This window comes from Candidatus Saganbacteria bacterium (assembly GCA_026387835.1).
In the GTDB taxonomy this organism is placed as follows: domain Bacteria; phylum Margulisbacteria; class WOR-1; order JAKLHX01; family JAKLHX01; genus JAPLKZ01.
In genome coordinates this window covers 1-24841 of sequence record JAPLKZ010000012.1, presented here as the reverse complement: position 1 = coordinate 24841, position 24841 = coordinate 1, and the positions used below count along the sequence as shown (strand labels likewise).

General features: G+C 47.0%; 26 protein-coding genes, 1 tRNA gene and 1 pseudogene. 25 read left to right on the top strand and 3 right to left on the bottom strand.

What is annotated here, in order from left to right; all coding sequences use genetic code 11:
• Positions 1–777, top strand: a complete 777-nt coding sequence (gene uppP, locus NTZ10_06595) for an undecaprenyl-diphosphatase UppP (protein ID MCX5749889.1) — start codon at positions 1–3, stop codon at positions 775–777.
• Here the strand turns inward: uppP and NTZ10_06590 are convergent, their stop codons facing one another.
• Positions 778–1212, bottom strand: a complete 435-nt coding sequence (locus NTZ10_06590; GenBank protein MCX5749888.1) for a response regulator — start codon at positions 1210–1212, stop codon at positions 778–780.
• Between the two features lie 85 nt (positions 1213–1297).
• On the opposite strand from NTZ10_06590, the gene NTZ10_06585 reads away from it, so the two are divergent.
• From NTZ10_06585 to NTZ10_06495, 19 genes and pseudogenes are all read left to right on the top strand, one after another.
• Complete coding sequence (locus NTZ10_06585; GenBank protein MCX5749887.1) at positions 1298–2545, top strand: DUF1015 domain-containing protein; 1248 nt, start codon at positions 1298–1300, stop codon at positions 2543–2545.
• Between the two features lie 29 nt (positions 2546–2574).
• Positions 2575–2648 (top strand) — tRNA-Met (locus NTZ10_06580).
• 38 nt (positions 2649–2686) lie between these two features.
• Entirely contained in the window at positions 2687–3061 is a 375-nt protein-coding gene (locus tag NTZ10_06575; protein MCX5749886.1) for a hypothetical protein, read from the top strand.
• Between the two features lies 1 nt (position 3062).
• Positions 3063–4433, top strand: a complete 1371-nt coding sequence (gene tilS / locus NTZ10_06570) for a tRNA lysidine(34) synthetase TilS (protein ID MCX5749885.1) — start codon at positions 3063–3065, stop codon at positions 4431–4433.
• Positions 4434–4470: 37 nt separating this feature from the next.
• On the top strand, positions 4471–5664 hold the full coding sequence (gene folP, locus NTZ10_06565; GenBank protein MCX5749884.1) for a dihydropteroate synthase: 1194 nt from the start codon (positions 4471–4473) through the stop codon (positions 5662–5664).
• A gap of 3 nt (positions 5665–5667) precedes the next feature.
• Positions 5668–6447 (top strand): 2-amino-4-hydroxy-6-hydroxymethyldihydropteridine diphosphokinase, encoded by a 780-nt coding sequence (gene folK / locus NTZ10_06560; protein MCX5749883.1) that lies wholly within the window; start codon positions 5668–5670, stop codon positions 6445–6447.
• The gene (gene tsaE, locus NTZ10_06555) at positions 6434–6898 is read left to right on the top strand and encodes a tRNA (adenosine(37)-N6)-threonylcarbamoyltransferase complex ATPase subunit type 1 TsaE (GenBank protein ID MCX5749882.1); all 465 of its coding nucleotides are present in this window, start codon (positions 6434–6436) and stop codon (positions 6896–6898) included. Before folK ends, tsaE begins: the two co-directional genes overlap by 14 nt.
• Positions 6843–7538 (top strand): tRNA (adenosine(37)-N6)-threonylcarbamoyltransferase complex dimerization subunit type 1 TsaB, encoded by a 696-nt coding sequence (gene tsaB, locus NTZ10_06550; GenBank protein ID MCX5749881.1) that lies wholly within the window; start codon positions 6843–6845, stop codon positions 7536–7538. The genes tsaE and tsaB overlap by 56 nt, the downstream gene beginning before the upstream one ends.
• Positions 7535–7972 (top strand): ribosomal protein S18-alanine N-acetyltransferase, encoded by a 438-nt coding sequence (gene rimI / locus NTZ10_06545; GenBank protein MCX5749880.1) that lies wholly within the window; start codon positions 7535–7537, stop codon positions 7970–7972. Before tsaB ends, rimI begins: the two co-directional genes overlap by 4 nt.
• Entirely contained in the window at positions 7959–10391 is a 2433-nt protein-coding gene (locus NTZ10_06540; GenBank protein MCX5749879.1) for a homocysteine S-methyltransferase family protein, read from the top strand. Before rimI ends, NTZ10_06540 begins: the two co-directional genes overlap by 14 nt.
• Positions 10392–10448: 57 nt before the next feature.
• Positions 10449–12017, top strand: coding sequence for a TolC family protein (locus NTZ10_06535; protein ID MCX5749878.1), 1569 nt, complete (start codon positions 10449–10451; stop codon positions 12015–12017).
• The gene (locus tag NTZ10_06530; GenBank protein MCX5749877.1) at positions 12004–12858 is read left to right on the top strand and encodes an efflux RND transporter periplasmic adaptor subunit; all 855 of its coding nucleotides are present in this window, start codon (positions 12004–12006) and stop codon (positions 12856–12858) included. The genes NTZ10_06535 and NTZ10_06530 overlap by 14 nt, the downstream gene beginning before the upstream one ends.
• Positions 12859–12884: 26 nt before the next feature.
• Positions 12885–13784: an ABC transporter ATP-binding protein gene (locus NTZ10_06525; protein ID MCX5749876.1), complete on the top strand. Its 900-nt coding sequence runs from the start codon at positions 12885–12887 to the stop codon at positions 13782–13784.
• A pseudogene (locus NTZ10_06520) lies at positions 13784–14639 on the top strand (ABC transporter ATP-binding protein). The gene NTZ10_06525 and the pseudogene NTZ10_06520 overlap by 1 nt, the downstream one beginning before the upstream one ends.
• On the top strand, positions 14533–15645 hold the full coding sequence (locus NTZ10_06515; GenBank protein MCX5749875.1) for an ABC transporter permease: 1113 nt from the start codon (positions 14533–14535) through the stop codon (positions 15643–15645). Before NTZ10_06520 ends, NTZ10_06515 begins: the two are co-directional and overlap by 107 nt.
• Positions 15646–16779, top strand: coding sequence for an ABC transporter permease (locus NTZ10_06510; protein MCX5749874.1), 1134 nt, complete (start codon positions 15646–15648; stop codon positions 16777–16779).
• Positions 16780–16846: 67 nt separating this feature from the next.
• The gene (locus tag NTZ10_06505; GenBank protein ID MCX5749873.1) at positions 16847–17833 is read left to right on the top strand and encodes an efflux RND transporter periplasmic adaptor subunit; all 987 of its coding nucleotides are present in this window, start codon (positions 16847–16849) and stop codon (positions 17831–17833) included.
• Positions 17834–17837: 4 nt separating this feature from the next.
• Positions 17838–18530: an ABC transporter ATP-binding protein gene (locus NTZ10_06500; protein MCX5749872.1), complete on the top strand. Its 693-nt coding sequence runs from the start codon at positions 17838–17840 to the stop codon at positions 18528–18530.
• Complete coding sequence (locus NTZ10_06495; protein ID MCX5749871.1) at positions 18527–19741, top strand: ABC transporter permease; 1215 nt, start codon at positions 18527–18529, stop codon at positions 19739–19741. Before NTZ10_06500 ends, NTZ10_06495 begins: the two co-directional genes overlap by 4 nt.
• Here the strand turns inward: NTZ10_06495 and NTZ10_06490 are convergent.
• Both NTZ10_06490 and NTZ10_06485 read right to left on the bottom strand, forming a co-directional pair.
• A complete protein-coding gene (locus tag NTZ10_06490; GenBank protein ID MCX5749870.1) occupies positions 19722–20243 on the bottom strand; it encodes a TlpA disulfide reductase family protein in 522 nt (173 codons plus the stop codon). The genes NTZ10_06495 and NTZ10_06490 overlap by 20 nt on opposite strands.
• 84 nt (positions 20244–20327) lie before the next feature.
• Positions 20328–21173: a hypothetical protein gene (locus NTZ10_06485; GenBank protein MCX5749869.1), complete on the bottom strand. Its 846-nt coding sequence runs from the start codon at positions 21171–21173 to the stop codon at positions 20328–20330.
• Positions 21174–21335: 162 nt separating this feature from the next.
• On the opposite strand from NTZ10_06485, the gene NTZ10_06480 reads away from it, so the two are divergent.
• The 5 genes from NTZ10_06480 to NTZ10_06460 all read left to right on the top strand — a co-directional run.
• A complete protein-coding gene (locus tag NTZ10_06480; GenBank protein MCX5749868.1) occupies positions 21336–22001 on the top strand; it encodes a YggS family pyridoxal phosphate-dependent enzyme in 666 nt (221 codons plus the stop codon).
• Between the two features lie 11 nt (positions 22002–22012).
• The gene (gene sepF, locus NTZ10_06475; GenBank protein MCX5749867.1) at positions 22013–22453 is read left to right on the top strand and encodes a cell division protein SepF; all 441 of its coding nucleotides are present in this window, start codon (positions 22013–22015) and stop codon (positions 22451–22453) included.
• A 3-nt stretch (positions 22454–22456) separates the two neighbouring features.
• A complete protein-coding gene (gene proC / locus NTZ10_06470; protein MCX5749866.1) occupies positions 22457–23278 on the top strand; it encodes a pyrroline-5-carboxylate reductase in 822 nt (273 codons plus the stop codon).
• 16 nt (positions 23279–23294) lie between these two features.
• On the top strand, positions 23295–24317 hold the full coding sequence (gene purM / locus NTZ10_06465; protein MCX5749865.1) for a phosphoribosylformylglycinamidine cyclo-ligase: 1023 nt from the start codon (positions 23295–23297) through the stop codon (positions 24315–24317).
• A gap of 29 nt (positions 24318–24346) precedes the next feature.
• Positions 24347–24841: ATP phosphoribosyltransferase regulatory subunit (locus NTZ10_06460; protein ID MCX5749864.1), on the top strand; the 495-nt coding region annotated here is incomplete at its 3' end.

Sequence of the window (24841 nt, the reverse complement as noted above, 5' to 3'; positions counted from 1 at the left end):
ATGTCGATTATCCAGGCCCTGATCATGGGAATAGTCCAGGGTATCACGGAGTTCCTTCCGATAAGCAGTTCAGGCCATCTTGTGGTGATCCCGTGGATGTTCAATTTCAGGGATCCCGGACTGTCTTTCGACGCGGGGCTTCATCTGGGGACGATGCTGGCGATAATATGTTTTTTCTGGAAGGACTGGCTGGACATCATCAAGAATTGGAAGGAGCCCTTGTTCCGCTCGATCCTGATCGGTTGTCTGCCTGCGGCTGTTATCGGACTGGCTTATGAAAACCTTTTCGAAACGACGCTGCGCTCTCCTATACTTGTCGCTGCATGCATGATAGCCCTCGGCTGCGTCCTGTGGCTGGCCGAGTACACGGGGCGTAAAAACAGGGCCGTTAAGGACGTAAATCTGATCGATTCCATATTCATCGGCCTTGCGCAGGTGCTTGCTCTAATACCAGGCGTCTCGAGGTCCGGCATCACGATGACCGCGGGTCTTTTCAGCGGGCTCGACAGGGAATCCGCGGCAAGGTTCTCGTTCCTGCTCGCATCACCCGTTATTTTGGGCGCGGGATTGTTCAAGCTGCGATATTTCTTTTCAGGAGGACTGCCTTACAGCGATGCTACACCCTTGATCATCGGGATCCTGTCTTCGGCGATCGTAGGATTTTTATCGATAAAATTCCTTCTTCAGTACCTGATGAAGCATTCGTTCAAAATATTTGTGTGGTACAGGTTCATAGTCGGGGCGGTCATCATCATAGTCTGGATGTTAAGGACCTGATCAGTGGATATTGCCGAGGTTCGGGCCGCCAATACTGTCTTTTGAAGCTCCCTTCTCGCGCCTTTTCCGCAGGGCCCTGTCGCAAAGCGAGAATATCTCTTCCATCAAAAATGGTTTCCTTAAATATTCCATGGCTCCGAGAGTGATGGCGTTGGCCTGTGATTCCTCGGATGCGTAGGCGGTCACGATCACGGCTTCGGTGGTGGGAGACAGCTCTTTAAGCTTTTTCAGCACTTCAAGCCCTCCCATTATAGGCATCTTCAGGTCGATGAAAGCTATTTGGAAGGCGGTCTTTTCAACCGCGGCAAGAGCCTCGATCCCGCTGGAAAAAGTGGAGACTTCAAAATCCTTGATCTCAAGGATCATCCTGAATGATTCCAAAGCTCCCGGCTCGTCATCAACGACCAGCACTTTTGTCTTATTGGTTTCCGCCATGTTGGATATATTCTAGCAAATGACCGTATTATTTGCAAATGTTTTTATGTTCATATTTTGTTATAATATATGTCAAGGAGCCGACATGGTAGAGATCAAGCCCTTTAAAGGCATCATATATGATAAGGAAAAAGTAAGGGATGTCTCAAAAGTAATATCCCCTCCCTATGATGTCATATCAGAGGAGGAGCAGGAAAAATATTATTCCAAGGACGAGCATAATATCGTACGGATCATTCTCGGCAAGAAGACAGAGCATGATAACGAGAGTGAAAACCGCTATTCGCGCGCGGCGCATTTTATGCAGGAATGGATGAACGAAGGCATATTTGCCGAGGACGACGTCCCCGGGCTTTATGTGTACGAGCAGCAGTTCACGCACAAAAAAACGAATTATTCAAGAAGAGGGTTTATAGGTCTTTTAAGACTGGACCAAAAAGGCTCCGTCAAGGTGCACGAGAACACTTATTCAAAGCCCAAGGAGGACAGGCTGCTCCTGATGAGAGCGTGTTCCGCGAATACGGAGCCGATATTTGTCCTTTATAAGGGGGATGAGGTATCGATCCCGGAAGAAGAGCCCCTCTTTAGCGCAAAGGATGACAATGAGGTGACGCACCGCTTCTGGAGGGTGACCGACGAAAAAGCGGTGTCATCTTTTTGTAAAGGTTTCACGGACATAAGCGCGTATATCGCGGACGGGCACCACAGGTATGAAACGGCGCTGAATTACGCCAAAGAACTGAAAGTAAATCCGGACAGCGCGAACCCCCACAACTACATAATGACCTATTTTGTGGAAGAGCAGGACCCGGGGCTCCTCGTGCTTCCGATACACAGGATCCTCAATATCTCCGACGAAGACAATGACCTCATAATGAAGAACGCGAAGAGACATTTTCTCGTGGTAGAGGTGGACTCGTTCGCGAAGATAGAAAAAGCCGTAGGGCATGTATTCGGCTATTTCAGCAGGAAAGACAACAAGATGTACATGTTCAAGCTGAGGGATGTGGTCACAAAGAACAGGGTCATGGCGGAAAAAGGCCGCCAGGCGCTTGCCGAACTGGACGTGGCGATCCTCCATAGCCTTTTAATAGATGACATCCTTGATAAATACAGGGACAGGAAGACCGAGACAGTTATAACTTACTCGCATGACGATGCGGAAGCGGTAGCGGCCGTAAAAAAAGGAAAAGCCGTGTGCGCATTCCTCCTTAACCCTACGAAGATCTCCCAGATCATGAGCATCGCGGATGCCGGAGGCAGGATGCCGCAGAAATCGACGTTCTTCTATCCAAAACCGTATTCCGGGCTGGTGATGAGGAAGATAGCTTAACTTTATGAACAAGGCGGCGCCTCGCAAATGTCGGGGTAGCTCAGACGGTTAGAGCGAGGGACTCATAAGCCCTAGGTCGCCGGTTCGATTCCGGCCCCCGACATGAACTTGCGAAGAAAGTCTCTTATCAAAGAACAATTTATGGATACTATCAAAGAAAACAATAGAAATACTGAAAAACTGAAGATCAGCGATAAAACCCTCATATTTTCCTCATATATATTTTGGTTACCGTCTTTCTATATCATCCTGACAGAAAAGAGAAAGAACTTATGCATGGCCTTCCATGCGGCGCAGGCGCTTTTATTATGGACGGTGAACATCCTGCTCCTGATATTTCTGAGGATGATGATATATTCGATACTTTCAAATATCACTGTTCCCCTGCTTGATAAGGCGGTAGGATCCGCGGCGTTTTTGTTGTGGGCCTATGCCGGCTACTGCGCTGTGCTGTTTCTCACGGGAAAAGATTTCCGCATCCCCGTTATATCCGTTATTTCGGATAGGATCGCCTGACTTGTTAGAGACAAAAGCAAAAAGAACGATAAAAGCCCATAAAATGATGACCCCGGCCGGAAAAATCCTGGTCGCAGTTTCGGGCGGGCCGGATTCCATGGCCCTCCTGCATTTTTTAAAGAAAAGCGGCTTTAATATCCGGGCCTTTCACCTTGACCACAAGATCAGGGGGGAAGAGGCGGTCGAAGATGCTTTGTTCGTCAAAGATTACTGCAGAAAAAATAATATTCCGGTGGCAATGAAAGCGATAGATGTCCCCGGGTACGCAATGAAAAATAAATTATCGCTTGAAGAGGCCGGCAGGAACTTAAGATACAAGTGCCTTGAAAACATCCGCAGGAAGATCAGAGCTTCCGGGATCGCCCTTGCCCATCACTGCGATGACAACATCGAAACCCTTCTGATGCGGATCAAGAGAGGCACGGGGTTAAAGGGAATGTGCGGTATTCCTCCTGTCAGGGGCCATGTCATCAGGCCCTTTATCGATGTCTGGAAAAAGGAGATCCTTGATTACTGCAAAAGAAATAATATCCCTTACAGGACCGACCGGACAAATGCGGAGAACGTCCACACAAGGAACAGGATAAGGAACGTCGAACTGCCTGAACTGGAGGCCTGTGAAAAGAACGCGAAAAAGAAATTGTTTTCATTGATAAAGTCTTCGCGCAGAAAGTACGCGGGGATCATCAGGCAGGCAGAAAAAAAACTTTCAGCCTGTACCATAGATAAATATAAAAGCAACGGCAGGTCCTCGATCCGCCTGGATGCGGGCAGGTTGTCTTCCGCAGGAAAAGATCTAAGGCCGTATATCGTCAGGCTGGCGGTGGAAAAGATCAAGGGCAGCCTGCAGAATATCGAAGAGGTCCATGTCCACGATATTTTAAGGCTAAAAAGAGGTTTTATCTGTCTGCCGGAAGGGGTCTACGCTTCGGTCGATGACGGGAAAATAACGGTCTCAAATTTCAAGCCGGAGAAAAAAAAGATAAAAAGCTTCAAGTACATTTTAAAGATCCCCGGTTCGGTGAAGATCAAAGAAACCGGACAGGTCATTTCAGCCGTGTATTCAACAATGCCGGAGAACAAAAAAAAGATCAAAAATAACGAAGCTTATGTCGACCCGGAAAAGATAAGCGGAACTGAACTTATTGTCCGCAGCTGCAGGGCAGGGGACAGGTTCGTCCCGTTCGGGATGAAAGGCAGTAAAAAACTCCACGATTATTTTATTGACAACAAAGTCCCTCCGGGCGAAAGGCCCGGCATTCCCGTCGTCTGCGATAATAAAAAGATCCTCTGGATCGCCGGTCACAGGATAGATGACAGGGGCAGGATAGACAACAGAAGTAATGGCGCGGTCAAGCTGACCCTGTCTTAAGGCCGTTTTATTCTTTCGTGATATAATACCTTCGGCCATGGACTTTCTTCCAAGGATAATTTCGATAGAAGATCTGAAAGAAGCTGAAAAAGAGCTTCGTAGTATCGGCGTGCACGATAAAGGCATAGATATAATGTCCGAAAAGGCTGTCTTCAGGGCGGTCAAGATAAAAGATGTCCCCGTCACGGCAGCGAATATCCTGAAACAGGACATGCTTGCAAGAGGCGGCGAGGCCGCGACAAGCGCCGGTACGATAAACCACAGCGTGGATAAAACGGATGTAATATTATTCGGCACTATTTCACAGTACAGGGACCTCATTAAAAAACTGTCTGACCAGCAGTTCAAACTCCCGCAGATAGCCCTGGAAATAGAAAAATTGATAGAAGTGTCGGAAAGCTATCCAAAACCTATGTTGGGCATGGAATTCGGAAAAAAGACATTTGTGATGGGCGTCTTGAACGTAACACCGGATTCATTCTCTGACGGAGGGGAGTTTTTGGATGTCGAAGATGCCGCCGCTCACGCCGGAAAAATGATCGAAGACGGTGCCGACATCATCGATATCGGAGGAGAATCGACAAGACCGGGAGCCGAAGAAGTCTCTGCCGAAGAGGAGACGAAGAGAATAGTTCCGATAATAACCAAAATAAAATCTTTTGCAAAAATAATCTCCGTTGATACGCGTAAACCAGCAGTCGCGCAGGCTGCCGTCAAGGCAGGCGCGAATATGATAAACGATGTCTCGGGCCTTCATTTTGATAAGGATCTCGCAAAGATCGCCGCTATATATAACATCCCTTTAGTATTGATGCATTCAAAGGGCAGCCCGAAGACGATGCAGAACGGCCCGGAATATAACGACCTTATTTCTGAGATCATCTTATATTTTAAGGAAAGCATGGAGAATGCGATAGAAGCGGGGGTCAAAGAAGAAAATATCATCCTTGATCCGGGGATCGGTTTCGGAAAAACGGTAGAACATAATATTGAAATACTCAGGCGCCTTGACGAATTCAGGTGTTTAGGCAGACCGGTCTGCATAGGTACATCCAGAAAATCATTTATCGGCAAGATCCTGGGAGAGGATGATCCGCGAAAAAGGGAGGAGGGGACCGCCGCAACGATAGCACTTGCCATTTCAAAAAAAGTTGATATAATAAGAAGTCATAATACTTCTTTTGCGAAGAAGGTTGTTGTATTATCAGACGCTATAACAAGGAGGGATTAAGGGATGAAAAAGAAAAAAAAGATCAAAAAAGCCAGGGCAAAAGTGAAGGCGAAGGCAAAGAAGGTCCAAAGCCCGAAAAAAAACAAAAAAGCCGGTAAGACCGTGAAAAAGCCGGCCGCGAAAAAACAGGCTTTAAGTAAAATGACCGCCGGGTCCAACGCGAAAGCAAAATCCAAGGCAGTAAAACAGGCCCATATAAAAGCCGAAGCAAAGGAGAAGTTCAAACTTAAACCCGGAGAGGCTGTTACGGCATATCTCGCTCTCGGGTCAAATGTCGGGGACAGGGAAGAATATATCGAACAGGCGATCACGATCCTGAAAGAGACACCGGGGATAAAGGTGGTCAGGCGCGCTTCAAATTATGAGACGGAGCCGGAAGGCAAGCGTTCCCAGCCGGCATTCATAAATTCGGCAGTGGAGATAAAGACGACGCTTGATCCCGACAAACTTCTCGCGACCCTCCAGGGGATAGAAGATACTCTCGGACGTGAGCGCGGCATCGAATGGGGGCCGAGGATCATAGACATCGATATTTTACTCTACAAGGATCTCGTGATGAGCGAGGATGATCTTTCGATCCCTCATCCGCTGCTTCAGGAAAGGATGTTCGTCCTTGAGCCGTTGAAAGAGATCGCTTCAAGGGTCGTCCATCCCGTGCTGGAGACGACGATATTTGAGCTTTTCGAAGAGAAAAAAGCGGAGCTCGCCGAAAAGTACAACGATGAACTGCCGGGGTTCAGAGAGATCAAAAAAGGGGCTGCGGACGATTTTGAACGCTGGTAGCCCTTCCGAGACGAGGCTCCTGGGGAAACAACTTTCCGCTGATATCCGGCCGGGCGATGTCATCGCCTTGTACGGCGGTCTCGGAGCAGGCAAGACGACATTTGTCCAGGGCATCCTTCAGGGACTCGGCATATCAGATAACGCGACAAGCCCCTCTTTTGTAATAATGAATGAATACCCCCTCAAAGAAAAAGGCGGATCGCTTTATCATTTGGACCTTTACCGCCTTGACAGCATCAATGATATTGAAGACCTCGACATAGAAGACATATTGAACGGCGATTCGATATTGATAATAGAATGGGCCGAAAAAATGGGAAGTCTTTTGCCGGAGGGTTGTGTTAAGATATATTTTGAGATGACAGGAGAGTATCAGAGAGAAATAAGGATAGAAAATGAAAGTATTAGGCATCAGCACGGCGACCAAAATAGTGGGCGCCGGGTTCGTTGAAGACGGCAGGCTGCTGGCCGAATTCACGTCATCAGCTTTAAAGTCCGAAGATATCGTCGTCCTGATCGAAAGAATAATGACGGAAGCAGGGGCCGATATAAAAGATATCGGTGCGATCGCCGTGTCGGACGGTCCGGGTTCATATTCAGGGCTGAGAGGCGGGCTCGCGGCCGCAAAAAGCTTTGCCCAGGTATTGAACATCCCTGTCATTGGAGTATCGACACTCGAGGCGATGGCGTATAATCTCGTCAATGTAAGCGGGACGATAGCTGTTGTCTGTGATGCCGTCAGGGATGAAGTTAACTTTGCGTTATTTACTTCCGATTCAAAAAAACTAAGAAGGATAACCGAAGATATCGTTGTATCTGAAGCAAGGCTGAAGGAACTTTTGAAAGAAATAAAAGGCGAAATATATATAATAGCGTCAAAAGATTTCCCGTTCTTGCAGAAATCAAGGATAAACAGCAACATCAGGATAGCCGATCAGGCACGCTCGGCCGCTTCGGGCGTCAATGTCGCGCTGATAGGAGAGCAGAAATTAAAAGAAGGCAAGAAAGACGACTATTTAAAGATGACGCCGAAATATTCACATACGCCTAATGTCAGGGAATTCAAAGCTCAGGGGGAGAGGATAAAATGAACATAGAAAAGGCGGTTCTGGATGATATCAACGAAATGCTGAAGATAGAGAAAAAATCGTTTGCATCGCATTGGAGCAAGCAGACGTTTGTCGACGAGTTCTCGGCGGAGAACGGGCATTATATCGCGATAAAGGACGGAAAAAAAATCTGCGGATATACGGGTTTCAGACATGTGCTGGATGAAGGTCACATAACAACACTGGCCGTGCATCCTAAATGCAGAAAAAAAGGCATAGGGACAGAATTGATCGAACGGTTAATAGCAGATGCCAAAGGAAAAGGGCTTAAAAAATTATTTCTTGAAGTGCGGCAATCCAATGTTCCCGCGCAGAAAATATACAAAAAACTCGGGTTCAAAGTATTGGACAGGAGAAGGGAATATTATCAGAACCCGAAGGAAGACGCTCTGGTGATGCAAAATGACAATATTTAATGACAAAAAAACATACATCTTTGACGGGGCAATGGGTACCCAGCTCATGCTCAGGGGCGTTCCCGCGGGAAAATGCTTCGAAGAGCTGAACCTGACTGCCCCCGATATCGTCTATTCAGTTCACAAGTCTTATGTCGATGCCGGGGCCGATATAATCGAGACGAATACTTTCGGCGGGACAAAGAACAAGCTCAAAGGATACGGCCTCGAAGGAAAATTTCATAAAATCAACTTCGATGCTGTAAGGATCGCGAAAAAAGCCGCAGCAGGAAAAGCTCTTATTGCTGCGTCGATGGGCCCTTTTGGAGAGTTGATGGAGCCGATAGGCGCGTTTTCTTTCGATCAGGCATTCGATGAGTTCTCTGCCCAGGCGAAAGTGTTCGAAGAAGCCGGGGCTGACCTCATTTCAATAGAAACGATGAGCGATATCCAGGAAGCGCGCGCTGCCTTGATAGCGGTCAAAAGCACTACAAAACTCCCTGTAATAGTCCATCTCACTTACAGCGAGAACGGAAAGACAAATACTGGAACTCCTCCGGAAGTAGCCACGGCCGTATTTGAGGCTCTGGGAGCGGATGCAATAGGAGCGAACTGCTCATCGGGACCGCAGGGACTTGTAAAGATAGCGAAAGTTCTACTAAAAAATACAAATCTTCCAATATCAATAATGGCGAACGCCGGCAATCCGGAGATCGTCGGGGATGAGACTGTATACAGGATGACGCCGGAAAAATTTTTAAGATATGCGGTTGAAATGGCGAAACTGGGTGTAAAGTTTATTGGCGGGTGTTGCGGGACGGGGCCGGAACATATAAAGCGGATAAAATCCGAAATTCGAAGCACGAAATCCCCCTCGACTTCGCTCGGGGCAAGCGAAACAAATTCAAAATTCCAAATTCAAAATACCAAACTGGCAAGTAGAACCGAGGTGTTGGAAGTTAAACCCGGTAAGGTTGTAATAATCGGCGAGAGGATAAATCCGACGAACAGAAAAGACCTGCAGGAAGATATGAGACAGGGTAAGACGTCCGTGGTCAGGCAGAACGCGGTGTCGCAGGTAGCGGCCGGAGCGGATATGCTTGATATAAACGTAGGCATGCCGGATATTGACGAGTTGAAAGCCATAAAAAATGCGGTCCTGACAGCGGAAAGTTCTGTTTCTGTTCCGCTTTGTATCGACAGCTCAAACCCCGGCACATTGGAAGAAGGATTAAAGACATTCGCCGGTAAGGCGCTTGTAAATTCGGTGAACGGGAAAGAAGAAAGCCTGAATGCGGTCCTTCCTCTGGTAAAAAAGTACGGGGCTGCCGTGATCGGACTTACTCTTGAAAAAGGAATACCGTCAAAAGCGTCTGAAAGGCTCAAAATCGCGGAAAAAATAGTCAAAAGAGCTGTTGAGATAGGGATCAAAAAAGAAAATATCTTTATTGATGCATTAACCCTTGCTGCGGGAGCGCAGCAGGAGGATGTTGCTGAGACATTGAAAGCGATAAAACTTGTTAAAAGCAAATTAAAGGTAAAAGCTATACTCGGCGTCAGCAATGTCTCGCACGGACTTCCCGCAAGAAAGCAAATGAACGCAGCGTTCCTGAAATTAGCGGTAAAAACTGGACTTGATGCGGCGATCTACAACCCTGAAAATCTGACGGTCAAAGTTTCGGCTGCGGAATTGAAAGCGGCGGAAGAAGTGTTTTTGAACAAGGATAGGAGGGCGAAGGGGTGGATCGAGAAATACGGGGGAAGAAGGGAAGAGAAGAAGAAGGAAGAAAGGATAAAAGGTAAAGAAAAAAACATTGCAGAACAAATATTTGCTGCTGTGGTTGATGGAGACAGAGAGAATATTGTTCCTTTAATAGAGAGTGCTTTGAAGGAAAAAGGTCCTCAGAATATCATTGACGGAGATCTGCTTCCGGCGATGGAGGAGGTTGGAAAGAGGTTCAATGACGGGAGATATTTCATCCCGCAGGTGATGGCATCCGCCGAGGCCATGAAGGTGGCTTTTGAAAGAGTGAAAAAGGAGATAAAGCCCGGGGACAGGAAGATGATAGGGATCGCGGTAATTGCTACAGTTCTCGGGGATATTCACGATATAGGAAAGAATATCGTTTCTATGCTCCTTGAGAACCACGGATTCAATGTCGTCGACCTCGGTAAGGATGTTCCGCCGGAGAAGATCGTGCTTTCGGCAAAAGAAAATAAAGCAGACGTGATACTGCTTTCGGCGCTTTTGACGACTACGATGCCCGGGATGAAGATAGTTAAAGCTCAGCTTGAAAAAGAGGGTTTAAATATCCCGGTGATGGTAGGTGGTGCTCCCGTTACTTCTAATTATGCGAAATCTTTCGGTGCCAACTTCGCAAAAGATGCGGTTGAAGCGGTGAGGGTGGCGAAAAACATATTGAAAAACCGCGTAAAATAGCATAATATATATAGCATCATTCAATAGTTATCAGTTCTTAAATTTGGGAGGATCCTGATGAAGAGAGGGGTTATTTTTAGTCTGATTTCGGTCTTCTTGTTATTTTCATCCCCCTCCTTTTCACTTAATCTTAAAGAAAGCATCGATATCGCGCTGAAGAACAACGACAATGTCGTGATCGTCCAGAGAAAAGCTGATGCCGCGAGCGCAAGAGTCAGCGAGTCATTTTCTTCGTATCTGCCTTCAGTAACGTTGTCAGCTAATTATGCCAGGAATTATCAGGCTCCTATAAAGACAATGATCCTGAACACACCTTTGGTGATGGGTATAGATGACGTGAGCGCGTTAAAGGGTTGGCAGGCAAGTTTCCAGCAGAGCATTTTTACTTTCGGAAAAAACGAGAATACTCTGGCGATAGCAATGGAAAACGCAAAATCAGCGCGTGAAGACTTAAGAAAAGCTTTACAGGACTGCATCTACAATGTCGCACAGGCGTATTTCAATTATCTTAAGGCCAAGAAGTCCGTACAACTGTCAAATGAATCACTTGAAATGGCCACAGCTCATCTTGACCAGACAAAAAAGATGCTTAAAGTAGGGATGGCAACCCGTGCGGATACTTTGAGAAGTGAGGTTTCCGTCTCCCGGGCAAAGCAATCCCTTATTAAGGCAAATAACGGCCTTGAAGTCGGGAAAGCTGCCTTTAATACTTCAATTGGCAGAGCTATCGGGGAAGAGATAGATGTGGAAGATGTCGATCTTTCCTCCGGTTATGAAGGCAAAGAATACAGCTACAAACAGATGCTGACAGATGCGTTCACAAACAGGCCGGACTGGAAACAGGTGAAAGGTTCGGTCGAGATCTCTGCCAGGAACAGAGGCCTTGCAGTGTCGCAGTGGATGCCATCAGTCAATCTTCAGGGCTACTATCAGTGGAGCAACAATGATTATGATGTTGCGGACCTAAATTATGACGCAAGGAACTGGCAGGTAGCCGGAGCAGCGACATGGACTATCTTTAACGGCTTCTCGACGCAGAGCAAAATAAAAGAAGCTCAGGCAAATCTTGATTCTTCGATCGCGGGCAGGGAGATGACAAGAAAAGCGGTTGAGTTTGACGTGAAGCAGGCATATTTGAACTGGGAAGCGGCAAAAGAAATGCTTGAGAGCGCGACTGCCGGAATCGACAGCGCGAGAGAAAACTTTAATATCGCGGAAATAAGATATAAGAACGGCCTTGCCACCAATATCGAGGTCCTTGACGCCCAGACATCCCTTACTCAGGCGGAGATAGATCTGATGTCTGCCGGGTTTGATCTGGAACTGGCACGGCTCGGCATCGAAAGAGCGACCGGGCTTCTGGATAAGAACACCGCCCTGATCACCAGAGAACTTCTTATTCTTAACGGTCAGATGAAGTATGTAGACCTCGAGGGCGGTTTTTATAGCTTCCTGTCTGATGACGGGAGGTCCTATGTCCTGACCGGTAAACCTGCAGAAGATATAATCAGCGGCGCAAAAACCGGAAAAAAAGACATAAAAATATCAGGGACCCTGAAAAAAGACATGGTCACCTATATGATGGCAGGGCAGGTATTGGAGGTCAATAGTTATGAATGGAAATGAAGATCTAAAGAAAAAAAGGATAGTTGCTATTGCGGCTGCCGTCATCTTATGCATCGTACTCTATTATTCATGGGCCTTTATTATTGCGTTCATCAACAGGGGGGTCATATCAGCTTCAGGCACTATTGAGGCTATAGAAGTGCAGGTAGGCTCGAAAGTCTCAGGCAGGGTGCTTGAAAGATATGTGGACGAGGGGAGCAATGTGAAGACCGGAGATCCTATCGCTAAGATCGATATTCCTGAGATCACTGCTGCTCTCCGTTCAGCGAAGGCAGGACAAGATGCGGCAGAGTCCAGGTCGCAGACCGCACAGGCTGATTTTGTAAGGATCTCAAAACTATATGAAGACGGGATGGCCACTCGTCAGCAGTATGACAACGCAAATACAGCCGCTGATTCAGCAAGCAACGGCCTTTTGCAGGCCGAAGCGGCACTTGAGACTGCTCAGTCGCAGTTCGGCGACGCTTCGATCGTCTCTCCCGTAGATGGGATAGTCTTGGTTAAGGCTGTTGAAAAAGGAGAGCTTGTTAGCCCGGGCTCTACGATCGTGACAGTGGCTGACCTGCGCTCCCTTGAACTAAAACTTTACGTGACGGAGAAAGAGGTGGGGAAGATAGATCTGGGCGACAAAGTGGCTTTAAGCGTTGATTCTTTCCCGCATGAAAAGTTCTACGGCAGTGTGGAATATATCGCGAGCAAGGCAGAGTTCACCCCGAAGAACATACAGACAAAAGAGGAAAGGGTGAACCAAGTATTTGAGGTGAAGGTGAAGATCCCTAACGAAAGTCTCCGGTTAAAACCGGGGATGCCGGCGGACGCCGTGATAGAACTGAAAAAATGAGCGGTTGAGGGCAGAACGATCTAAATATGTATGCTATACAAACTAAGAACCTCACCAAAAAATTTAAAAATACAATAGCAGTCAACAACCTCGATCTAAACGTCCCCTCGGGCGTGATCTTCGGCCTTATAGGTCCTGACGGAGGCGGGAAGACGACCACAATAAGACTTCTCTGCGGTCTGTATAAGATAGACGGAGGTTCGGCAAGCCTTCTTGGTATAGATGTCGCAAAAGAGTCCGAAAAGGTAAAAGATTCCATCGGCTACATGTCGCAGAAGTTCAGTTTATACGGCGACCTTTCGGTGGAAGAGAACCTTGATTTTTTTGCCGATATCCATCTTGTGCCGCGACAAGAAGTGGAAAAACGCAAAAAGGAGCTTCTTGAGTTCAGCAGGCTTGAAAAATTCAAGGACAGGCCCGCGCAGAAACTTTCAGGCGGGATGAAACAAAAATTAGCCCTGGCTTGCACCCTAATACACACTCCGAAGGTCCTTTTTCTCGACGAGCCGACCACCGGCGTGGACCCGATATCGCGCAGGGAGTTCTGGCAGATAATCAAGTTACTTGTCCCCGCTGTCACGGTTTTTGTCACGACACCGTATATGGACGAAGCCGAGATGTGCGACAGGGTGGCTTTGATCCACAGCGGAAAGATACTGACAGAAGGGACTCCGGATGAGATAAAAAAGAAGATGGAAAAGCAGATAATCGAGCTTCTCTGCGACCAGATAAGACCTGCCGCAAGGCATTTGGAAAACAAATATTCTTTTGAAGTATTCGGCGACAGGCTGCATATAGTCTCTGACAACGCGGCAGGCGATATACCCAGGATCGAAGCCCTGTTAAAAGAAAGGTCCATAGATGTCTGCGAGATAAGGCAGATAGAACCGAGCCTGGAGGACGTATTCGTCTGGATGATGAAATAATGGAAAATTCTATAATCGTTGAGGATCTTACTAAGAAGTTCGGTGATTTCACCGCGGTGGATAAGGTCAGCTTTAAAGTTAAGAAAGGCGAGATATTCGGCTTTCTAGGGCCTAACGGCGCGGGCAAATCCACGACTATAAGGATGCTGTGCGGGATACTCGAGCCTACGGCAGGGACTGGCAGCGTGGGCGGATTTGATATAAACAAAGAGAGCGAAAAGATAAAAGAGAATATCGGCTACATGTCGCAGAAGTTCTCGTTGTATGAGGACCTTACCGTTTCCGAGAACCTCGACTTTTACGCGGGAATATATCAGACGCTCAAAACGGGGCGCGAAAAAAGAAAAAAAGAGATGATAGGGATGGCGGGGCTTTCCGGCCGCGAGGATGAGCTTACGGCAAATCTTTCAGGAGGATGGAAACAGAGGCTTGCCCTTGGATGCGCCGTGATACATAACCCTAAAATATTATTTTTGGACGAGCCGACATCCGGTGTCGATCCGGTTTCAAGAAGGAATTTCTGGAGGCTCATCTATAAACTTTCGGAAGAGGGAACGACCATACTCGTGACGACCCATTACATGGACGAAGCGGAACATTGCAATAATATCGCTCTTATCTCTGACGGAGTGATAGTAGCGGGCGGCAGTCCCGGCCAATTAAAAACGACTTATAACAAGACTAGCTTAGATGATGTTTTTATCAGCGCGGTGAAAAGATGATAGATATCAGAAGAATAGTATCGATAATGCGAAAAGAATTCCTTCACATCGTGAGGGACACGAGGACGCTCCTTATCACGTTCGCTCTGCCGATAGTGATGCTGATACTGTACGGTTACGCTCTGACCTTTGATATCAAGAACATCCCGACCGTGGTCCGCGATATGGATAATAAACCAATGACAAGGGAGATAGTAAGGAAATTCGAGGCCTCAAGATATTTCAACGTGATAGCCTGCGTCGACAGCTACAAGGACGCAGAAAAATATTTTCTGAGCGGGAAAGCCAATCTTATAATAAACTTTGACAACGGTTTTTCAGGCAGAGTCCTTTCGGGAAAGAAAGCGCAGGTTCAGGTCATACTTGACGGGGCCGATGCAAATACAGCCACCGTCTCTATAGGTTATATCAACGGCATCCTTCAGGACTATACAAAATCAATCCTGATAACTAGTCTGTCGAGGTCCGGAATGAAGGATGCACAGTCCCTGATCCCGATAGATGCCAAGACAAGAGTCTGGTACAACGAATCGCTCAGGAGCATGAACTTCCTTGTCCCCGGCATAATTTCCATGGTGCTGATGATCCTTGCCGCGCTGATAACTTCTCTTTCTATTGTCAGCGAAAAGACAAGGGGCACGATGGAGCAGCTTATTGCGACATCGATAAGGCCTGTCGAGATAATGACAGGGAAGCTTCTCCCTTATGTCCTGATCGGTTTTCTGGACGTCCTCTTATGCGTTTCTTTCGGTGCGGTGGTGTTCAAGGTCCCGATCAGGGGAGACCTTCTGTTCCTGTTCATTGAATCGGCTATATTCATTTTCGGCTCTCTCGGTCTCGGTCTGCTGATATCGACTATTTCCGATAAACAGGAGAACGCGGTGATCATCGGCATGATGACGACAATGCTGCCGTCGATCCTTCTTTCGGGTTTTGTTTTTCCGATAGAAGGTATGCCATACATGGTTCAGTTAATAACATATTTAGTCCCCGCCAGATATTTCCTGACGATACTGCGCGGGATATTCATGAAAGGCATCGGGATAGAATATCTTTGGCCCGACACTCTTATGCTTGTCATATTCGGGTGCATAATGATAGCGCTGTCGGCAAAAAGGTTCAGAAAGAGGCTTGATTAAATGCTTGATTCAAGGCTGGTCCATATAATAAGGAAAGAGTTCATCCAGCTCTTCAGAGATAAAAGGCTGATAGGAGCCGTGATACTTGCGCCGATAATCCAGCTCCTGGTGTTCGGATATGTCGCGACACTTGACCTTAGAAATATCAATACGGCAGTTTTTGACCGCGACCAGAGCTATTTAAGCCGGCAGTTCATCTCAAGTTTCTCGAACTCGACCTATTTCAGGATCGTCAGCAATGCTAAGAGCCCGGATGAAGAAAAACGTACTATAGACAGCGGAAGAGCACAGGTTGCGATAAATATACCTCCGGACTTTTCAAAGAACATAATCTCAGGCCGTCAGTCCCGGGTACAGTTCATATTGGACGGCACAAATTCAAATTCCGCGGGCATCGCGCTGGCTTATATTAACGGCATCGTCTTTGAGAACGTGACGAAGATATTGAATGACAGGTTAAAGGCAATGAAAAGGATGACGGACCGCTTAAATGTGATCGACGCGCGGGTCCGTGTGTTCCATAACCAGGAAATGAAGAGCGTCAACTACATGGTGCCCGGAATAATCGCCGTGCTTTTGACGATACTGACTTCGCTCCTGACCGCTGTCTCCATAGTAAAAGAAAAGGAATACGGGACGATGGAACAGCTGATCGTTTCCCCGATAAGACCGTGGGAACTGATGGCGGGCAAGATGGCGCCGTTCATCATACTCGGTTTTATCGACGTGATACTTGTGATATTTATCAGCGTCCTCTGGTTCAGGGTGCCGATATTAGGGAATATATATTTGCTTTTGGCCTTATGCGCTATTTATATTATAGCGAGCCTCGGAATCGGTCTTATGATATCTACGATATCTAACACGATGCAGCAGACAGTCCTGACGCTGATCTTTATCATTTTACCGTCCATCCTTTTATCGGGATTCATTTTCCCGATCGCGAATATGCCTTTCATTATTCAGATATTTACATATATAATACCCTTGAGATATTTTCTTAATATTGTCAGAGGTATTTTTCTAAAGGGGATCGGGCTACAATATCTATGGAAAGATATCCTGATGCTTTTTGTCCTCGGAAGCGCGATCTTCATTTTTGCGGTGAGGAGGTTCAGGAAAAAGATAGGGTAAAACAACAAAGAAATGACTAATGACGAATGACTAATTGCGGAAGGATTATTTGAAAGGAGATAAATTAGTGTTCAAGAAATATAAATGGCTCAGATGGGTGGCAGGGATACTGGCGCTGATCATAGTCGTCTGGGGTATCAAAGTATATTTTGGAAGCCTTGTCAGCATAAAAGTATTTGAAGTAAAAATAGGAGAGATAATTCCTGCTGTCAATGTTTCGGGAGAGATCAAGGGTACGACAGCTTCTCTGAGCAGCAAGACTATCGGGAGCATCGGCTGGATAGGCGTGAAAGAAGGCGATGCGGTCAAAAAAGGCCGGGTGCTCGCGAAAATGGATAACTATGATACGGCATTCAGGGAATATGACAACATAAAAAACCTTTTTGAGTCGGGGCTCGCGTCAAAGAACCAGCTCGATCTTGCGAAGATCCAATATGAAAACTCGTGTTTTATCTCTCCTATAAACGGCATTGCCACTCTTGTGGCAAATAAAGTCGGAGAATCTCTTTCCCCGGGTATGGCGTTCATATCGGTGGTCGATCCGATGTCATCTTACGCGGAGGTCCAGATAGATGAATCGGATGTCGGTGATGTGAAGGTGGGGCAGGCCGTAAATATTTTCTGCGACGCGTACCCAAATGAAGTGTTTACAGGCAAACTGGCCAATATAGGCGAGGAAGCGGAACTGAAAAAGGTCGGAGGCAGGATCAAACTTGACGAAGAGGACAAGATCTTCAGGGGAAAAGTTTCCTTTGACGACCGGGCCTACAAGCTGAAGATCGGCATGACGATCAGCGCGGATATCGTGACTGAGAAAAAAAACGGCATCCTTATCATTCCGAGGGAAGCGGTTTTTTCTAAAGAAGATAAACAAGAGGTCTATTTGATAAAGAAAGGCGGTGCAAAAGAGACTGTCGTCACTATCGGCCTTAAGGACAGCGAAAACGTCGAGGTCAAAAACGGGCTGAAAGAAAAAGACCTCGTAACCGTGACAAATTTGGACAAATTGAAGAACGGATCCCGGATAAAAATAGAAAAGAACGGCAACAAATAAAATCATGGGCGAAAATTGTGTTGTCTGTATAAAGGACGTAAACAAGACTTACCATCTGGAAACTCTGGAAGTCCCTGTACTGTTTGACATCGATTTTTCAGTCTCAAAAGGGGAGTTCGTCTCGATAATGGGCCCCTCCGGATGCGGCAAATCCACACTCATGAACCTTATCGGCTGCCTCGACAGGCCGTCAAGCGGCTCTATCGTCCTTGACGGCGTGGATGTCTCGTCTCTTTCAGATCCGGGCCTGGCGGAAGTCAGGAACAAAAAAATCGGTTTTGTATTTCAGACCTTCAACCTCCTGCCGAGGATGACATCTCTTGAGAATGTCGAGCTTCCGCTTATATATAGCGGCCTGCCCAGGGCCGAAAGAAAAAGAAAAGCGGAAAAAGCGCTCGCTTCCGTCGGGATGCAGCACAGGGAAGGATTTTTGCCAAACCAGATATCGGGAGGAGAAAAGCAGAGAGTTGCGATAGCAAGAGCGATAGTAAATGGCCCTTCGATAATTTTGGCGGATGAGCCGACAGGCAACCTCGACAGCAAATCAGGTGCCGACGTGATGAAGATATTTGAAGGCCTAAATGGCCAGGGCGTCACGATACTGATGGTGACACATGACCAGAACATCGCTGGTTACAGCGGCAGACTGGTGCGGCTTTTTGACGGGAAGATTCTCGAGGACAGAAAAACAAAATGAATTTCATTGACAGCATCCTTATGGCTGTAAGGTCCATAAGGGCAAATAAAACAAGATCAGCTCTGACCATGCTTGGTGTCGTGATAGGAATAGCTGCAGTGATAGTCCTTGTGGCGATAGGCGAGGCCGCAAAACTATATGTGGTCGCGCAGGTGGAGTCGTGGGGAATGGGGCCGAATGTCATGCAGATAAATCCCGGGAAAAACCAGGGAGATATGTCGGCTTATCTGGATAATAAGATCAAATACAAACACGCGATGATAATAGCCGGCCGCTGCCCGTCGGTATCAGAAGTTGTACCTATAGTGTCAGGTACAGCGAAGGCAAGATACGGAAAAAGAGAATACAGGATCAATCAGGCCTGGGGTACGACCGATAATTACCAGAAGGTCTTTAACCATAAGATAGTAAGCGGCAGGTTCTTTACAAAGGGAGAGATGGATGGAAGCAGGAAAGTCGTTATCCTGGGGAAAAAGGTCGCGAAGGAACTTTTAGGCAATTTTGATCCGGTAGGGGAAAAAATAAAGATAAACGGCAGAAAATATACAGTAATCGGGCTTTTCGCGGAAAAAGGAAAGATGCTCACTTTTGATATGGATGATATAGCGGTGCTTCCTATCTTTTCAGCCATGAGCCTTTTTAATACTAAGGGGGTCATTGAGATAGACATCGCGGCAAAAACCCAGGAGCTCGTGCCAAAGGCTATAGATGAGATAGACAGGGCGCTTGAAACTGAACTGGCCAAAGACGATTATCACATAACGACGCAGGAAGGCATGATGAACATGCTGAACAACATTATCGGGATGCTTACCACGATAATAGGCGGGATAGCCGCGATCTCGCTTCTCGTTGGCGGGATCGGCATAATGAACATCATGCTGGTGTCCGTGACCGAAAGGACGAAAGAGATCGGCATCAGGAAAGCCGTCGGAGCAAAAAAGACCGATATCTTTATCCAATTTCTTGTCGAATCGGTAGTTTTTCGGAGGGCTGCTGGGGATCGTCCTGGGACTAGCGGGAACGTTCGTGATAATGTATGTGATAAAACTCGAGATGGTTGTGGTCATTTGGGCGCTCACACTGGCATGCAGCGTTTCTGTAGGTATCGGAGTAGTCTCGGGTGTTTATCCGGCGATGAGAGCGGTGAACCTGGACCCTATAGATGCGCTGAGATACGAATAAAGAAGGTTATTCCTCGGACTTTTTAGGCGCCAGCAGAAGACTAACGTCAGCAGTCATAGATGCCATGACGATATCATCAAAAGACACGTACTGATTCTTAAGTATCCCGTCCCTGTCGATAAAATAAGTGGTCGGGATCACCAGTATCTCGAACTCATCAAGATATTTCTTTTTCTTGTCTATCAGGGAGATGAACGAAAGGCCGTTTTTTCTTAAGAAAGACGCGACTGATGATGCCTTATTGTCCAGCGATACGGCCACGACCTCAAGTCCGTCGTTCTTTTCTTTAAGGCCCTGCAAAAATCTAAGGTTTTCAAGGCAGGAATCGCTCCAGGTGGAAAAAAATGTCAGGATGTACGCTTTTCCTTTCAGCTGAATTGAAGTAAATGATCCTCCGTTCACAAGAGGCAGCACGATCTCAGGCGCCGGAGAACCGATGTTCAGGACGCTATTCTCTGCCTTTGATGGTCCGGAGATGCAAAAAAATATCAATAGAACCACTAATATGGATATAGCCGTCTTTTTCATTTATATATTGAATTTTACTCCTTATGGCGGGGATGTCAAGGAAGAGGTCCGGCGGAAAAATGGAACAAGAGATCACAATATCGTCTACTCGCCCAACAAGACCGCAAGTCTTTTAGCTGTAAATTCGGTCACTTCAGAGGGAGATGCCCATTTCATATGAACAAGGGCAGTTCTCAGGCAGTCCGCTTCCTCCTCGCAATTATTTTCGGACTTGAATATATTGGCCCTGGTGACCCATGCCTGCCAGTTAGAAGGCCTGAATATTATCGCGCTCTGCGTAAACTGCTTTGCGAGCTTGAGCCTGTCCGTCCCGGAAAACCAAAGCAAGACCCTGCTCCTAATTGCTTCATCAGCTATGCTTTGTTCGGTGATAGCACGGGCATTTTCAACCCCGATAAGTTGCAGGACCGAGCCCGCAGAAACGTGACTCTCCCATCCCTCACCGCCGACAAAAAACCGGCCGGCTAGACCAGAGTAAAGCCCTAGAGAATCTATCATTGTAGAGATCCTCAATGATCCGATCTGTGAAGCGTCCCACGCATTAAAGGCGAACCAGCTTGATGCGGAATCGTTAATATCTGCAGAAGCACTTTGAGGGGAATCGGGAGGAAGTGCCGGCCTGAAATGTTCTATCGCGACGGGAGCAAAATCTGCGAGGACCCGCGATCTTACCGGCCGGTCTGAGCCGAATACAGCTCCTATAGCTTCCGTGACCGCCGTTCTATTGAACGAGCCTAATCCTCCAACCTTTATCTGTCCGGTCTCTATCCTCCGCTGAAGCTCCTGAGCGACGCTTGTTGCGGGAAAATGCGATACTGCCGCGAGCGTGAAATTCCATGTCTGGGGAAGTCTTCCTCTCACCCTGCATTCTTTGATGCCGTGATAATATCTTAAAATATCCCCGTATCTTCTTGCTATGAACTGGATCATTTAGAACCCCTATTCAAGATCCGGACTAAAAATTTATTGTTTGATATACTTCCAATTGATACATCGACTTAATCTGATGAAGAATGTTTGCGATCAAATAATCTCTCGACCACATTTTTTGAAAATTTCACTTATTTTTCAAAATGTTATATTATTCCATATATGACAAAAGTCGCCGATAATATAAAGATCGTCCGCCAAAGGATCTCTGCCGCTGCTGAAAGGGCGGGGAGAGACCCTGAAAATATCAAACTTCTGGCTGTCACGAAAACAGCGACCATCGATCAGATAAAAGAAGCGATCGGCAACGGCATTTTTGATCTTGGCGAGAACAAAGTCCAGGAAGCTGAAAAGAAGATTGCATTGCTTCGTGATGTTCCTAACATCAGATGGCACATGATAGGCCACCTGCAGATGAACAAAGCGAAAAAAGCAGTTGAATGTTTTCAGGAGATACATTCTATAGATACCCCGAAGCTTGCTGAAAAGGTGGATGCAATAGCAAGAGCGAAAGAGTTGATTGTTCCGGTTTTTATCGAAGTGAATGTGTCCGGTGAAAAAGCAAAATACGGAGTTCCGGCAGGTGAAGCCGGTGAACTTGCAGGATATGTCAGGAACCTGAAGTCGGTAGAATTGAAAGGTCTTATGACAATGGCGCTGTACAGCGATGATCCGCAGAGCAGCAGGCCGTATTTCAAAAAACTTAAGGAAATAGCGGATATGCTCTCGTTAAAAGAGCTTTCAATGGGCATGTCAGGTGATTTTGAGGTTGCAATTGAAGAAGGAGCGACTATAATAAGGGTAGGGACCGCAATATTTAATGAATAAGGAGGCAGAGCATGATCGATATTTTTAACAAAGCGAAAGAGTTCATAGGCCTTGGTCCGGATGAAGAGATGTTCAACACGCCCTCCATCAAGACTGAGACCTTAAATGTAGAAAATCCTCCCGTCAGGTCGAGGAGCAGCAGGAGATCGTCCAACACCGATTCGGAGATCTCCATATACGAACCCAAAGCTTATGAAAATTCGATCGAAATATCTGCAAAGCTCAGGCAGGGATCACCGGTGATCGTGAACCTGAAATATCTGGATTCAGGCGAAGGGACGCGCCTTATTGATTTCGTGTGCGGGACCGCTTTTGCCATAGACGGTCACATGATCAAGATAGCGGACACGATATTCCTGCTCACGCCTTCAAATATCGCGATATCCGAGATCCTGGACAACCCGTCCTCGGAAGGGCCGATCACAAGGGAAGGGCTTCTTCACAACAGATAAAAGATGCCTTCAAACAAAAAAATATCCTTCATCGGCGCCGGCAGGATGGCTGATGCCATAATATCCGGTATCATCAGGGCAAAATTATTTTCGCCGAAGAACATCTACATCTCCGACAAAGAAGCACAGAGGCTGAAATATCTTTCCGAAACCCATAAGGTCCATGTAGCGCAGGACAACATAAAAGCGATGCTTGTCGCGGATATCGTCGTCCTGTGCGTGAAACCCCAGCACAAAAAGAATGTCCTTGACGAAATAAGGGAATTCGTGGAGTCGGAAAAACTTTTCATCTCTATCGCGGCCGGGATAACCATCGGTTATCTTGAGAAGCACCTCGCGGGATGCCCGGTCGTAAGGGCGATGCCAAACAATCCCTGTCTTATAGGCGAAGGGATGACGGTCATCTCTAAGGGGAGCAGCGCCACTGAGTCGGATGTAAAGACAGCGGAAAAAATATTCTCTTCGCTCGGCAAGACCGTCCTGATGGATGAAAAATTCATGGATGCCGTGACGGGGCTTTCCGGGTCGGGCCCGGCTTTTGTCTACAAATTTCTTGAAGGGATGATAGAAGGCGGGGTAAAAGCGGGGCTTAAAAAAGAGGACGCCGAAGTCCTGGCAAAGCAGACCATGCTGGGAGCGGTAAAAACGGTCATCGAGACCAGAAAAAATCCTAAAGAACTTTGCGGGATGGTCGCGTCTCCGGGCGGGACTACAATAGAGGGCCTGAAGATCCTTGACGAGGCAAAACTGATCGACATCGTCGCGGATGCGGTATATGCCGCGGCGGCAAGGGCGAGGGATCTGTCTAAAGAGTTCAGCACTTAGATCTTGGAGAGACTAAATGGACTATAAACAATCAGGCGTAGATATTGAAGCGGGGTATGAGGTTGTCAGCCGCGTTAAAAAACTGGCCAGATCGACATTTACAAAAGGCGTCCTCGGAGATATCGGCTATTTCGGCGGGCTTTTCCAGATCGATAAGAATGAATTTAAAGAACCTGTCCTCGTTTCCGGCACTGACGGCGTCGGGACTAAATTAAAAATAGCTTTTCTGACGGACAAACACGATACTATCGGCATCGATGCCGTCGCGATGTGCGTTAATGATGTCGTCGTCCTGGGCGCAAAGCCGCTTTTCTTTCTCGATTACCTGGCGATGAACAAAGTCGACCCGGATGTCGCGGAAGATCTTTTGAAAGGCATCGCCGAGGGATGCAGGCAATCGTGCTGCGCGCTGATCGGAGGCGAGACCGCGGAGATGAGCGACCTTTACGGAAAAGATGAGTATGATATCGCGGGATTTTGCGTCGGTATCGTCGAAAAGTCAAAGATAATCAACGGTTCGACTATTAAAGCCGGAGATAAACTGATCGGCATAGCTTCCTCGGGCCTTCACAGCAATGGATATTCACTTGCCAGAAAAGTGCTTCTTGATATGGCGGGTTTCGATGTCAATTCAAAAGATCCCGCTTTAGAGAGGACTGTGGGCGAAGAAATGCTTGAACCGACAAAGATCTATGTAAGACCGATCCTCGAACTTATAAAAGAGTTCGAAATAAAAGGGATGGCCCATATTACCGGAGGCGGGCTTCCTGAAAATGCCGCGAGATTCCTCCCGGTCGGATGTGACGCGGTATTTGATGCTTCAGCCTGGCCAAAACCGGCGATATTCTCTTTGATAGAGGGGAAAGGCAGTATCAGCAAAGAAGAGATGTATAAAACGTTCAACATGGGCCTCGGCATGGTGCTTGCGGTGAAACCGGAAATAGCCGGTAAAGTCATAAAGAAGATCGATTCCCTCGGTGAGAAAGCTTATATGGTCGGAGAGATAACCAAAGGCGCGCATAAAGTAATCGTTAAATAGATCCTTTCTTTTGCTATAATATATCCATTATGAAATACCAGGTCCTGCGCGGCACAAAAGATATACTTCCCGATGAAACGCCTGTCTGGCAGCAGATCGAAGAAAAGATCGGCCGGATATTCAAAAGATACGGCTTTTCAGAAATAAGGACCCCGATAATCGAGCAATCTGAGCTTTTTTCGCGCAGTATAGGCGATTCTTCCGATATCGTTACAAAGGAGATGTATACTTTCAAGGATAAAGGCGACCGGAGCGTGACTCTGAGACCGGAGGCGACTGCTTCGGTAGTTCGCGCCGCTGTCGAGAACAACCTTCTGACAAAGGACCGGATAACAAAACTATATTATATCGGTCCCATGTTCCGCTACGAAAGGCCGCAGGCAGGCAGGTTCAGGCAGTTCAATCAGGCAGGGGTCGAGCTTTTCGGCACATCTTCTTATCTGGCCGATATCGAAGTGATAATGGCCGGAATAGACCTTTTCGATTCATTGGGACTGAAGTCACTTGAAGTCGATATAAATTCC